12 protein-coding genes are annotated in these 12238 nt (G+C 72.3%); 6 read left to right on the forward strand and 6 right to left on the reverse strand.

What is annotated here, in order from left to right; translation table 11 throughout:
* Positions 1-2256 carry a hypothetical protein gene (locus AA0005_RS06235; RefSeq protein WP_413452547.1) on the reverse strand — a complete coding sequence of 752 codons (2256 nt, stop codon included), beginning with the start codon at positions 2254-2256 and terminating at the stop codon, positions 1-3.
* A 158-nt stretch (positions 2257-2414) separates the two neighbouring features.
* Here AA0005_RS06235 and AA0005_RS06240 point away from each other — a divergent pair, with 158 nt between their 5' ends.
* Positions 2415-3194, forward strand: coding sequence for a response regulator transcription factor (locus tag AA0005_RS06240; protein ID WP_413452548.1), 780 nt, complete (start codon positions 2415-2417; stop codon positions 3192-3194).
* A gap of 11 nt (positions 3195-3205) precedes the next feature.
* Here the strand turns inward: AA0005_RS06240 and AA0005_RS06245 are convergent, their stop codons facing one another.
* Complete coding sequence (locus tag AA0005_RS06245) at positions 3206-3475, reverse strand: hypothetical protein (protein ID WP_413452549.1); 270 nt, start codon at positions 3473-3475, stop codon at positions 3206-3208.
* A gap of 141 nt (positions 3476-3616) precedes the next feature.
* On the opposite strand from AA0005_RS06245, the gene AA0005_RS06250 reads away from it, so the two are divergent.
* From AA0005_RS06250 to AA0005_RS06260, 3 genes are all read left to right on the forward strand, one after another.
* The gene (locus AA0005_RS06250; protein WP_413452550.1) at positions 3617-3757 is read left to right on the forward strand and encodes a hypothetical protein; all 141 of its coding nucleotides are present in this window, start codon (positions 3617-3619) and stop codon (positions 3755-3757) included.
* 157 nt (positions 3758-3914) lie between these two features.
* A complete protein-coding gene (locus tag AA0005_RS06255) occupies positions 3915-4931 on the forward strand; it encodes a zinc-dependent alcohol dehydrogenase family protein (protein ID WP_413452551.1) in 1017 nt (338 codons plus the stop codon).
* Positions 4932-5017: 86 nt separating this feature from the next.
* Positions 5018-5428 carry a hypothetical protein gene (locus tag AA0005_RS06260; protein WP_413452552.1) on the forward strand — a complete coding sequence of 137 codons (411 nt, stop codon included), beginning with the start codon at positions 5018-5020 and terminating at the stop codon, positions 5426-5428.
* 16 nt (positions 5429-5444) lie between these two features.
* On the opposite strand, the gene AA0005_RS06265 is transcribed toward AA0005_RS06260, so the two are convergent.
* The 4 genes from AA0005_RS06265 to AA0005_RS06280 form a co-directional block, all read right to left on the reverse strand.
* A complete protein-coding gene (locus tag AA0005_RS06265) occupies positions 5445-7634 on the reverse strand; it encodes a hypothetical protein (RefSeq protein ID WP_413452553.1) in 2190 nt (729 codons plus the stop codon).
* Between the two features lie 125 nt (positions 7635-7759).
* On the reverse strand, positions 7760-8134 hold the full coding sequence (locus tag AA0005_RS06270; protein ID WP_413452554.1) for a type II toxin-antitoxin system VapC family toxin: 375 nt from the start codon (positions 8132-8134) through the stop codon (positions 7760-7762).
* Entirely contained in the window at positions 8131-8373 is a 243-nt protein-coding gene (locus tag AA0005_RS06275; protein WP_413452555.1) for a type II toxin-antitoxin system Phd/YefM family antitoxin, read from the reverse strand. The genes AA0005_RS06270 and AA0005_RS06275 overlap by 4 nt, the downstream gene beginning before the upstream one ends.
* 45 nt (positions 8374-8418) lie before the next feature.
* Positions 8419-8895, reverse strand: coding sequence for a DUF1877 family protein (locus AA0005_RS06280; RefSeq protein WP_413452556.1), 477 nt, complete (start codon positions 8893-8895; stop codon positions 8419-8421).
* Between the two features lie 150 nt (positions 8896-9045).
* On the opposite strand from AA0005_RS06280, the gene AA0005_RS06285 reads away from it, so the two are divergent.
* Positions 9046-10266, forward strand: coding sequence for an aminotransferase class I/II-fold pyridoxal phosphate-dependent enzyme (locus AA0005_RS06285; RefSeq protein WP_413452557.1), 1221 nt, complete (start codon positions 9046-9048; stop codon positions 10264-10266).
* 115 nt (positions 10267-10381) lie between these two features.
* The gene (locus AA0005_RS06290) at positions 10382-12028 is read left to right on the forward strand and encodes a methyl-accepting chemotaxis protein (protein WP_413452558.1); all 1647 of its coding nucleotides are present in this window, start codon (positions 10382-10384) and stop codon (positions 12026-12028) included.
* The last annotated feature ends 210 nt before the right edge of the window (positions 12029-12238 follow it).

Below are 12238 nucleotides of genomic sequence, written 5' to 3' on the forward strand. Positions count from 1 at the left end.
CTACTCCGCCGTCGCCGGCCCGTCCCCCTGCTCGTCCTCGGAAGCGGGGCTCTCGTCCCGCGTCTCGGTGGCGGCACGGGGGGCGGGCTGCGGGCCGCGGGGCTGCGGCGGGGCGCTGCGCTTGCGGCGCACGGTGGCGCCGAGGGCTGCCAGGCGCGCCCTGCGCAGGTCGGCCACCTCGATCCCGGTCTCCTGCGCGAGCTCCTCGGCCCGGAAGCGTAGGAGGTCGCGCCGGGTGAGCTCCTCGGGCGGGCGGTTGAGCCGCGTCGCGAGCACCTTGGCGAGCGCGTCCGGCAGCTCCGCCCGCGCACCGAGCTGCTCGCGGCCCAGGCGGGTGCGGCCGACCACACCCTCGAGCTGCTTGGCGAAGAGGTCGGTCTCGACGAAGGACGCGCTCCACGGGCGAAGCGAAGCGGTGGTCAGCCGCTTGGTGAGCTCCGCGCGGGCGGCGTCGGCGATGGCGTTCGCCCGGCGCACCGAGACGGCGGGGGTGAGCATCGCCGCGGTGGCGCTCGCGGCGGGTGGGGGGACCGCCGGCGCGCTCGCGCCTGCGGCTCGCGGCCCGCAGCCGCAGTCGCGCTCGGCGAGTCCGTACGCCGTCGTCATCGCCCGTGCCGCGGTCATCGGTGCCGCGGCGGTGTGTCCCGCCGTCGTCGCCGGAGCCGTGACCATGCCCGGTGCGCCGGCGACGACGGCGGTGGCGGCCGTCTGGCGGGCGACCTGCCGGCCCACCGCGAAGGAGGTGATCGCGGAGTCGAGAGGGAGGACGGACAGGTGGCGAGGCAGGTCGGCGATGTAGACGCCCCAGTCCAGGGGGCGTACCGCGGCGTCGCCGCAGCAGCACAGCCCGCGCGTGGTGAGGAGCAGCGAAGTCCGGGTACCCACGACTCGCGTGGGCTCCAGGGAGCGGAGCTGGACCTGCACCTGCCTCCGGGCGGAGCCGGTCCACTTGTCCACCTCGTCAGGGCAGTCGACGCAGACCCCGCTGTCCTCGAAGCAGATGTGCCCGTCCGCCTCGGCGTGGACGGTGAGGACGCGCCGGTCGGAGGAGAGGGAGACCGAGGAGCTGCCGTGCCCGTCGGACTGGTTGACCAGGTCCGTCCATCCGGTGATCTCGAAGCCCGCGGGTGCCTGGTAGACGACGTCGTCGACGTCGTTGGTGCGGTAGCAGAGGTAGGTGACGTCCCAGCAGGTGAAGAAGCACGCCTCGCGGGTCGTGGTGCCCGCCGGGGTGTCGTTCTTCGTGGGGATCCGGGCGGCCGCGGAGGCGAGATCGGAGATGTCGGTGCGGGTCTCGTAGTCGAGGACGTCGGTCTCGGCGAGGTGGGCCGTGTCGAGCCGTGCCGAGACGCAGTAGTCCGGGCTGTCCTTCGGAGCCGCGACGACGAGGAAGAACTCCTGGATGCCCTCGATCTTGCGCGGGCCGCGGACGAACCCGGTCGGCTCCTCCAGCACGTGGGGCCGTGGCTGGACGAAGAACACGGCCCGGTTGGTGCCCGCGTGGTAGCTGTCGAGCAGGTGGTACATCTGCGAGAGCTGGGTGGTGAAGGCCTGCGTCTCGCGGCGCTCGGTGCCCATCTCGGTGCTGCGCGTCGTCTGTGAGGTGTCGGAGTTCAGGGCCTTCGTCCCCCACTGGCCCTGGTTGGAGCTCGAGTAGGTGAAGCCGCCGCCGGTGCCGGCGTAGGAGCCCTCGGCGCCGACGCTCGTGGAGCCGCCCATGTCGACGTCGAGGACCTCGACCGAGCTCGTCGAGCCGGCCGACTTGCCGACGGTCACCGACTCGATGGAGCGCGACTGCTTCTCCTTGGTGTCCGTGGCCATCTCGTAGAGCTCGCGCTTCTTCGGCTCGAAGTCCATGAAGAAGGGGTACTGGTCCAACGGTGGCGCGTTGCGCTCGCTGCTCGGGCCGACGGCGACCTGGAGGATGGCACCGGTGCAGGGGAAGTAGCTGCTGAGCAGCTCGGTGACGCCCTCGAGGGTGGTGACGTCCAGACCGTCCCAGTCGATGCTGCCCTGGATCTCGTCCTCGAGAGGCTGGTAGCCGGTGATCGTGCAGCTGACCTTGAGGTAGGTGATGTCGTAGTCCGGGTAGAGCTGGTACTCGTCCTCGGGCCGGAACTTGAAGACCGCGATGCTGCTGTGCCACTTCGGGGGCAGGGAGCGGTCGCACACCGCCCGGTCGACCATGTCCTCCGTCACGCAGACCCGCGACCACGGGATGTCGATCGGGAGCCCGAGCTTGAACGCCGTTGTCATGGCACTGGCCCCTTCCGGGAACGAACGCGGCTGATGACCGCGAGACTAGGGCTGGACGGAGGCGCGAACCATCGGTAGAAGTACCGATGCGGTCCTACGATTGCGGCCAAGGGGAGCGTGGGCACGAGGCGTTGGTGGGGGGCGCCATGGGGAGCCGGGTGCAGTGGGACCGCGTGGTGGCGGACTGTCTCGCCGAGGCGACGAGCGAGCTCACCGCCGGCCGTCGTCCGGAGCCGGTGCTCGCACGCCATGTGGGCGGTGCCCTGCGGGCCGACTACTGGATGTGGGGGTGGGCCGAGCCCGGGCGTGGTCGCGCCACCCTGGAGGTGTGGCCGGATCCGCCGGACGAGGAGCTCATGCGGTGGGCCGCGGTGGCCCGGCCGCGCAGCCACCCCGTCCTCAACCACTGGCTCGACGGACACACCGACACGGTCATGGTGTCCACCCTGGTCGACGACGCTCGCGCCTGGCGTGGCAGTGAGGGCTACTCCCTGCTGCGACGCGGGTTCGGGCTGACGGAGACCGGCGGCGTGCGGCTGGACAGCGGTACGGGCTCGCTCCACGTCATCGGAGTCGCGCGGGAGAGCGACCTGACGCCGCAGGACGTCGGCCGGCTGGCGGTGCTGCGGCCGGCGATGGTCGCGCTGGTCCTGCACGCCGAGTGGTTGCGGGCGAGGCGCTCGGCCCGCGACTGGGCGGTGGTTGCGCCTGCACTGCCGGAGCAGGGCCTGACGACCCGTGAGCTCCAGGTCCTCGAGCTGCTCGCCGACGGTCTTCTGGCCGCGTCCATCGCGCGTCGGCTGCGGGTGTCGGTCCGCACCGTGCACTGCCACCTGGCGCACATCTACGCCAAGCTCGGTGAGCACGACAGGCTCTCCGCCGTCCGGCGGGCACAGCAGGCAGGGCTGCTGGCCCCGGCCGACGAGGTGCGCTACTGAGCCCCCCGCGTCTACCGCCGGCGCACGTCGCGCGCTGGGAGCCAGACGCCGATGACCTGACGGCGGTCGTCGTGCATCTCCACGAGGACGGAGCGCCTGGTCCACGCCCAGACGACGGTGTCGACCTCCTCCACGCCGTCGCGCTCCCACACGACGCGTGCCGTCACCGGGACCGGGAGGTCGCAGCTGACCTGCGCGCGGCGGTAGGGGATGGGCTGCTCGTTGAGCACCAGCTGCCACGTCGCGGCGTGGGCGTCCCACGCGAGCAGCTCCTGGGTCATGGGGGCATCGTCTCGCCGAGGTCTGACGCGGGCGAGTGGGACCAAGGTCGTGTGCGCGGTGCGAACTAATCGACTACTGTCGTGCGCCTAGTCGACGACTGTCGGACAGGGGCTGTCGAGACACGGGGAAGAGGAACGGCCATGCCAGACCAGGTCAACGAGCTGCCTGCCAACACCGCGGCTCCACGGTGGCAGGTGGGCGTGATGGCCCAGCAGGCCGCGCTGCAGGCCCGCCTGCGCGAGATCATCGGCGCGGACCGGGACGGCGGCGAGCACCTCTGACGCGCCGTAGCCCGGCCGGGAGGTGACGTGAGGGCGCGAGGGGGAGGCGCCGTCGTCGTCCCCGGTTGTGCGTCGCCGCCGCGTCGGTGAACCTGGCATGCCAGGCCGACACACCCGCCGGCGCCGCTCGGCGGTGCAGGCGAGAAGGAGCACCTTCATGCGCGCAGCTGTCATGCACGGGGCCCGCGACGTCCGCGTCGAGGACCTGCCGATGCCCACGATCGAGGAGCCGACCGACGCCGTCATCCGGCTCACGGCGGCCTGCGTGTGCGGCTCGGACCTGTGGCCCTACCGCGGTGAGGACGAGCTGCGGCGGCCGCGGCCCATGGGGCACGAGTACATCGGGGTGGTCGAGGAGGTCGGCTCCGCGGTGAGCACGGTGAAGGTGGGCGACTTCGTCGTCGGCTCCTTCGTCGCCTCGGACAACACCTGCGAAATCTGCCGGGCCGGCTACCAGACCTCGTGCGTGAACCGCGTGGGCATGACCGGGTCCCAGGCCGAGTACCTGCGTGTCCCGCTCGCCGACGGCACGCTCGTCGCCACGCCCGGCGAGCCCGCACCGGACCTCGTGCCGAGCCTGCTCGCCGCCTCCGACGTCCTCGGCACCGGCTGGTTCGCCGCCGCCGCCGCGCAGGTGGGGCCGGGCAAGACGGTGGCCGTGGTGGGCGACGGCGCGGTCGGGTTGCTCGGGGTGCTGGCCGCCCGGGAGATGGGCGCCGAGCGGATCATCGTCTTCAGCCGGCACGCCGACCGCCAGGCGCTGGCCCGCGAGTTCGGGGCGACCGACATCGTCACCGTGCGCGGCGACGAGGGCGCGGCCGCCGTCAAGGAGATGACCGACGGGCTGGGCGCGCACTCGGTCATCGAGGCCGTCGGCACGCAGGAAGCGATGCTCCAGGCGATCAAGGCGACGCGCGCCGGCGGGCACGTCGGCTTCGTGGGCGTCTCCCACGGCGTCGAGATCCCCGGAAAGCTGCTCTTCGGGTCGCACGTGCACCTGCACGGCGGGCCGGCGCCCGTGCGCCAGTACCTGCCCGAGCTCATCGACCTCATCTGGAACCGGCGCATCGACCCGGGCCGCGTCTTCGACCTCGAGGTGCCGCTCGAGGACGCCGCCGAGGCGTACCGGGCGATGGACGAGCGGCGGGCCATCAAGGCGCTGCTGACGATGTGAGCCCGCTGCGCTCGCGGGCGCCTACGGGGACGGCCTCGATATGGTCGGAGAGCGAGAGTTCACCGACGGGGGAGGCGTGAGGACTCGTGGACGGACTGACCCGTGCGCTGCAGGTGCTGGTCGCTGTGACAACCGTGGGTGCCGCCATTGTCCTGGCGATGGACGCGAGGTACGGCGTCGCGACCGGGGTGGGCGTCGTCGGCGCGCTCCTGGTCGCCGCGATGGTGGTCGCCGGACGTCACTCGCGTGACCGGACGAATGGGCAGCGCGGCCTCTCGCGGGTGCTCCGGTTGGGACACGCCCTGTCGGTGGTTGCAGTCCTGGCGATCACAACCGGAGCCACGCCCGCGGTGACCGGTAGGGACGACGGCGCTGGACGGACCCTGGTCGTGTGGGTCGGGCCCATGGCGCTCGCCGCCGCGGCCGGGGTCTACACCACGTACAGCGCGCTCCGGCGGGAGGCGGCCTCGCCTCGCCAGGCCTCGCCTCGCCAGTGATGGGAAGGTGGCCGTCCTACAGCGCCATCTCCTGCAGTGGCGTGACGGCGAAGAGGTGGAGGCTCCCGCCGCTGCGGGCGACGGCGTAGCGGCCGTCCACCTGCATGCCGACCACCGGCCCGCGGTAGCTGCCGGCGACGTGCGGTGTTCCGCCGTCGACGGTGACGACCACCTGCTCGCCGTCGCCGAGCTGCGCCACCGCCAGATGAGTCGCGTCCATGCCGGGCAGGGCCTGCGCGGTGCGGACGTCGTCCAGGCCGGCGGCCGCCGCCAGGCGCAGCGCGTCCGGGGGCTCCGGGGGCAGGGGTCGCGGGTTGAGCTGGACCTCGTCACCCACCTCGACCAGTCCCTCCGCCGGCCGGTACTCGACGGCGTGGACGGCGCCGTCGGTCTCGCGCACCACCCGGGCGCCGTGCCCGACGTCGACCACCGCTGCCGCCTGCGCCGGGCCGAGGTTCGCCAGCCAGGTGAGGTGGGTGCTGTGGACGCGCACGGTGCCCTCGACGAGGTCTCCTGCGCTGCGCTCGAGGACGACCTCGCGCATCCGGCCCGACAGCGCGACGAGAGCCGGTGCCGTCAGCTCTCCTGCGTCGTCGGCACGGACCTCGACGGCGAGACGGTGCCCGCGCACGGTGACGAGCTCACCCGGCTCGAGGCGGCCCAGCTGGACGACGTGGCTCACCAGTCCCTGCCGGGCGCCGAGGAGGGCGATCCAGTTCGGGTCCTCGAGCGGGACGGGGCGGAAGTCCTCGACGGTGAGCGCCTCGCCGATCGCGAGCTTGAGCCAGGCCCCGGAGAGCTTGGGGCAGTTGTCGAACCAGTTGCGCTGCACGTCGATCCCGCCCTCCGGGCCGCCCCGGATGACCGGCCGGCCGAGGTTGAAGAAGCGGGTGCCGCGGGCGGTGCGCACGAGGATCGTGACGTCGTCAGCGATGAGCGCGGCGGTGCCGACGGAGAGGTCGAAGCCCAGGCCGTCCGCCCCGGCACTGAGGTGCGGGGTGAGCCACTCGTTGGGGGAGAGGATCTGCGCGTCGCACAGGCGCCCGGCGTCGGAGAAGCCGACGCCGGCCTGCACGCGCAGGCGCGGGGCGTCACGCTCGAAGGTCCGCGGCGGCTCCCCGTTGCGGCGGCAGTTGCCCCACCACACGGGCTTGCCGAAGCCGGTGACGCTCGTGACCAGCAGCCCGCGCTCGCCCTCCGGCGCGGGGCGGACGGGGCCGCCGATGGTCATGCCGGCGGGCGAGGAGTCGATGCTCTGCCACTCCGGCTCGGCGCCGAGCAGGGCGGGGACGGGCGGCAGGGTGAGGTCGTAGTGGAAGCTCTGTGCACCGTCGTGCGTGGCGTCGGCGAAGCGACGACGCACCCACTCGCGGATGAGCTTGCGGGCCAGCGCCTCGAGGACCGAGGCGACGCCGGTGAGGTTGACGCCCCACGAGATCGACAGGCGCAAGGTCGACGGCGGCACGAGGGTCGGGCGGGCGGTGACGTGGACCGCGGCGCCGTAGAAGGGGCCGCTGACGGTGAGCGAGCCGTCCATCGCGGGCGTGGCGCCGTTCGGGAGCCAGCGGATCTGCGTCGGCAGGCCGGCCGGTTGCTGGCGGGTGAGCAGGGCGATGGCCTCCTGCGCGTCGAGGAAGACGCCCCAGGCCTGGTGCGCGGCCAGGTGCGGGACGAAGGGGCCCGAGCCGCCCAGCCGCAGGCCCATGACACCGCCGGCGTGGCCGAGGCTCGGCTCCGCCGGGACCTGACTCCCCAGTGCCTGCACCACCGGCTGGAGGTCGACGAGGACGGTGCCCTCGAGCGGTGCCAGCAGCGCGTCGATCGCCGACTCCGCTGCGGCGCGGACGAGGGACGGCAGCTGGCTCGTGCTGAGGTCGCTGTCGGCCTGCTCGATGACGAGCGCCCGTCCCTGTATCCCGAGCCACACGACGACGACGGCGGGAACGGGCGCGTTCATCGCCGGCACCCCTCCGGGGCTGGCCAGGACCTGGGCGCGGGTGACCGTGTGGATCGTCAGCGACAGGCGGACCTCGAGCCGCGCGGGGGAGAGCTCGGCGACGGTGACGGAGCCCGGGACGGTGTCGACGTGGTCGACGAAGAGCTCGGACATCACTGCAGGCCCGCACATCGTGAAGAGCTGGTGCTGGACGTGCGCGGTGAGGGCCTGGCCCAGTGCGCCGTCCCGGAGATGGAGTTCGAGTGCCATGACGCTGCCTTCGCTCGCGCCGCCGCGCTGGTCGCGGCGGTCCGCGCCGGTGCCTGCCGTCGGCAGCGCCCGAGCATCGGCTGACAGGATCATCCTCCCGGCGCGGCGAGCGGGGAAGAGGTAGGTCAGGCGGGGACGACCGTGATGGGGTAGTCGGCGAACCGGGAGTCCGCAGTCAGGACAGGCAGGTCCTCGCACACCGCCTGGGCGATGATCAGGCGGTCGAAGGGGTCGCGGTGGTGGAGCGGGAGATCGCCCACGGCGAGGCCGTGTGCGGGCGATAGGCCTAGCACCCTAAGGCCGAGCGCCTGCACCGCCCCTTCCAGCCCTTGTGGCACCTCGAGCTTCTTGAGTGAGACCTTGATGCCGATCTCTGCGAAGGAGACGGCACTGATGAGGAGGTCCCGCGCCGAGAGGAGTGCCTCCCGTGCCTCGGGCGACACCTCTCGTTCACCCGTCAGCTGCCAGAGCACGACATGGGTGTCGACGAGGAGCCTCACGACTCGAGCATCTCGTCGATCTCGGCGTCGGTGAGCTCGGCGTCGGTGCTGATCCGGAGCCGGCCGGCGAGTGACCCCGCACCCGCGAGAAACCGGGCTCCCGGGCGTTCCTGGCGCACAGGCACCAGTCGCACGACAGGGACGCCGTCCCTCGCAATCTCGACGTCCTCCCCTGCCTCAGCCAGGGCGAGCAGCTTCGACAGCTGGCTCTTCGCCTCGCCGACGTTGACCACGCGCATGCCTCCGAGGTTACCTGGCCAAGCTTGGCCAAAGGAAGGGCTGGTTCAGCCGATGAGGTAGACGAGGCCCCACCCGCGGCGCTGCATCTGGGCGCTGAACTCCTGCGCCTTGCCGAGGTACTGGGCGACGTACTCCCGCTCGTCACGGCCCTCGTCGAATCCGCCACCCACCGGGGCGAAACGGGCCTCGACATGGCTCCGGTCGAGCAGCGCGAGGTCACGGGCGACGTCGTCGACGTCGGGAGGAGTAAGGACGTCGATCCACGGGATCCAGCCTCCGCCCACGTGCGTGACCTGGCCCGCGACGAGCGCGTGGGCGGGACGCGGACGACCGCCGGGAGGGTGCGTGAGCCGCTGCAGCAGGCTCCAGCACTTGTCGAGGTAGAGCATGTCCGCTCGTTGCGGCCGGCCGAGGCCCCAGGCGTCGGCGAGGGGGTCGTCGGACAGGAACGGGCGCGGATCGTCCATCGCCCTCTCGACGAACTCCGGGGCGAGCGGGTAGGCGTAGTAGCGGATTCCCATGGCTCAGGGTCCATCGCGTCGGGCAGCGGGAGCGGTGCGTCGTCGTCGATCTGTGGAGACCACGTCACGGCGGCGGCGCTGTGCGGTAGTCAGGGTTCACAGCTCTGGACCTGCGCGTCATGCCCGCAGCCGAGGTGCGAGGATCGCCGCATGCGTAGTGACCGCTGGATCGACGTGGCCCGAGGGGCCGGCCTGCTCTCGCCGTCGGGCGCTGTCGCGCCGACGATCTTCGCCGAGATGTCCGAGCTCGCCGCCCGCACCGGTGCCGTCAACCTCGGCCAGGGCTTCCCGGACGTCGACGGGCCCGAGCACCTCAAGGATGTCGCCATCGCCGCCATCCGCGACGGCCACAACCAGTACCCGCCCGGTCCCGGCATCCCGCAGCTGCGCGAGGCGGTGGCCGCGCACCAGGCGCGCCTCTACGGGCTGAGCGTCGACCCGGACACCGAGGTGCTCGTCACCGCCGGCGCCACCGAGGCCATCGCCGCGACGATCCTCGCCCTCGCGGGCCCCGGCGACGAGGTCCTCACCCTCGAGCCGTACTACGACTCCTACGCCGCCTCCATCGCCATGGCCGGCGCCACCCACCGCGCCATCCCGCTGCGCCCCGGCCCCGACGGCTTCCACCTCGACCCCGACGACGTGCGCGCCGCCTTCACCGACCGCACCCGCATCGTCCTCGTCAACACCCCGCACAACCCCACCGGCACCGTCCTCACCACCGAGGAGCTCACGCTGCTGGCCGACCAGGCGGCGGCGCGTGACGCCGTCGTCGTCACCGACGAGGTCTACGAGCACCTCACCTACGACGGCGTCCGCCACGTCCCACTGGCCACCCTGCCCGCCGCGGCGGGACGCACCCTGACGATCTCCTCCTCGGGGAAGTCGCTGTCCTTCACGGGGTGGAAGGTCGGGTGGGTCCACGGCCCGGCGGAGCTCGTCACGGCCGTGCGCACCGTCAAGCAGTTCCTCACCTACGTCGCCTCCGGGCCGTTCCAGCACGCCGTCGCCGTCGGGCTGGCGGACGAGGACGGGCGGACGGGGGAGTACGTTGCGGCGCTCCGGTCCTCCTTGCAGTCGCGGCGCGACCTGCTCACCGACGCGCTCGACGCCGCCGGCTTCGCGACCGTGCGCGCGGCCGGTACCTACTTCGTCGTCGCCGACGCCGCCCCGATCGGCTTCACCGACGCCGGCGACCTGTGCCGCCGGCTGCCGGAGCTGGCGGGCGTCGTCGGGATCCCTGTCTCCGCGTTCTGCGCAGCGGGATCGCCGACGGCGGAGGCGCTCGGCTCGTGGGTGCGGTTCACCTACGTCAAGCATGAGAGCGTGCTCGAGCGGGCGGCCGCGGGGCTGGCCGGCCTGCGGGAGTAGTGACCTGGATCTGTGATGTGCATCACTCGTCGGCGTGATCGCGCGATTTGTCGGACTGGTCGCCGATGGTGCTGGCCGGGGGCTCGTCACCTGACACTCCACCAGGAAGATCACCATGACCAGCGTTGCTGCTGCCGTCCACCCGCACCCCGCCGCCCGGCGGCGTGGTCTTGTGGGCCTGTTCGCCGACCGTTCGATCCGTACCAAGCTGCTCGCGCTGGTGGCCGTCGCGACCCTCACCGCTGTCGTCCTCGGTGGCACCGCGCTGAAGTCGCTGGGTGACCTGCGCGCGACCATGAGTCAGATGGTGGAGACGCAGACGCAGCTCAACACCTCCCTCGCCACCCTCAAGGACGGTGTGTGGAACATGCGCAACAGGGTCTCCATGCTCGGCAGCTACGTCACGGGCGACCCGTCCGGAGCCGTCGAGGCGGTGCACGAGGCGAATACGCAGCTGGACGTCGCCATCGCCGACTTCGGGGAGACCTTCACCGCCGCCGCGGGACGCGAGCCCGCCAACTTCGCCGAGTTCACCGCGGCGCTGGACGCCTACCGGGGCATCTTCAACTCGGGGATGGTCCCCGCCGCCGAGGCCGGTGATCTGGCCGGCTACCTCGTCGCGGACGAGGAGGTGACCCCCATCGGTGGGTCGATGGTGGAGAACCTCACCGCCGTCAACGACGAGACCGGGGCCTTCCTGCGCCAGCTCGCCGAGGAGTCGGACGATGCCGCGCGGAGCGGCATGGTGGCGATCGGGGTGGTGGCCGTCATCGGCACGCTGCTGGCCATCGCCCTGGGGCTCGTCATCGCCGGGCTCGTGCGCCGTCCCATCGTGCAGGTGCAGCGCTCCCTGGAGGCCATGGCGGAGGGCGACCTCACCGTCGGCGCCGACGTGGTCTCGGCGGACGAGGTCGGGCGGATGGCCGCGGCGCTGGCCCGCGCCCAGGCGGCGCTCCGCGAGATGATCGCGAGCGTGGTCAGCACCTCCGAGGCGGTCGCCGGGTCCGCGGAGGAGCTCTCGGCGTCGTCCTCGCAGATCTCGGCGACGACGGAGGAGACGTCGGCGCAGGCCGGTGTCGTCGCCGCAGCGGCTGAGCAGGTGTCGCAGAACGTCCAGACCGTGGCCGCCGGGACCGACCAGATGGGTGCGTCGATCCGGGAGATCGCGCACAACGTCACCGAGGTGGCCAAGGTGACCGACCAGGCCACACACGTCGCCTCCGCGACGAACGACACGGTGGCCAAGCTCGGCACCAGCTCGCAGGAGATCGGCAACGTCATCAAGGTCATCACCTCGATCGCCGAGCAGACCAACCTCCTCGCCCTCAACGCCACCATCGAGGCCGCGCGTGCCGGCGAGGCCGGCAAGGGCTTCGCCGTCGTCGCCTCCGAGGTCAAGGACCTCGCGCAGGAGTCCGCCAAGGCGGCGGAGGACATCGCCGGGCGCATCCAGGCGATCCAGGGCGACGCAACGGGGGCCGTCGGTGCGATCGGTGAGATCGCCTCGATCATCACGGCGATCAACGACTACCAGACGACGATCGCCTCGGCCGTGGAGGAGCAGACGAGCACGACGGCCGAGATCGCCCGGAGCGTCGCGGAGGCCGCGGCCGGCTCGGGCGAGATCGCCACGAACATCACCGGAGTGGCCACCGCCGCCCAGACGACCTCGCACGTCGTGCTCCAGACCGGCGGTGCGGTGGACGAGCTGGCCCGGACGGCCGCCGACCTGCGCCGGCAGGCCGCACAGTTCGTCTACTGACGCTGGGGCGCCGGGCGGTCGTCCCGCCCGGCGCCTGTCGGATGGGCCGCACGATCCGCACACGGGTTACCGTGCTGAAGGGCGACGCAAGATCGGAATGCACGACGCAAGCGCCAAGGGGGTTGGCGGCGGTGCGGCGCAGATCACATGGCCGGATGCTGAGACGGGCGTCTCTCCCGTTGGACATCGGGAGGCCCCGCGGCGGACCCT

The organism is Georgenia phoenicis, assembly GCF_047302425.1.
Taxonomy (GTDB): domain Bacteria; phylum Actinomycetota; class Actinomycetes; order Actinomycetales; family Actinomycetaceae; genus Oceanitalea.

What these genes read in the sequence shown, in the direction of transcription:
- AA0005_RS06235 (WP_413452547.1), bottom strand. Translation starts at nt 2,256, where the DNA reads ATGACAACGGCGTTCAAGCTCGGGCTCCCGATCGACATCCCGTGGTCG.
- AA0005_RS06245 (WP_413452549.1), bottom strand. Translation starts at nt 3,475, where the DNA reads ATGACCCAGGAGCTGCTCGCGTGGGACGCCCACGCCGCGACGTGGCAG.
- AA0005_RS06250 (WP_413452550.1), top strand. Translation starts at nt 3,617, where the DNA reads ATGCCAGACCAGGTCAACGAGCTGCCTGCCAACACCGCGGCTCCACGG.
- AA0005_RS06255 (WP_413452551.1), top strand. Translation starts at nt 3,915, where the DNA reads ATGCGCGCAGCTGTCATGCACGGGGCCCGCGACGTCCGCGTCGAGGAC.
- AA0005_RS06265 (WP_413452553.1), bottom strand. Translation starts at nt 7,634, where the DNA reads ATGGCACTCGAACTCCATCTCCGGGACGGCGCACTGGGCCAGGCCCTC.
- AA0005_RS06275 (WP_413452555.1), bottom strand. Translation starts at nt 8,373, where the DNA reads ATGCGCGTGGTCAACGTCGGCGAGGCGAAGAGCCAGCTGTCGAAGCTG.
- AA0005_RS06280 (WP_413452556.1), bottom strand. Translation starts at nt 8,895, where the DNA reads ATGGGAATCCGCTACTACGCCTACCCGCTCGCCCCGGAGTTCGTCGAG.
- AA0005_RS06285 (WP_413452557.1), top strand. Translation starts at nt 9,046, where the DNA reads ATGCGTAGTGACCGCTGGATCGACGTGGCCCGAGGGGCCGGCCTGCTC.
- AA0005_RS06290 (WP_413452558.1), top strand. Translation starts at nt 10,382, where the DNA reads ATGACCAGCGTTGCTGCTGCCGTCCACCCGCACCCCGCCGCCCGGCGG.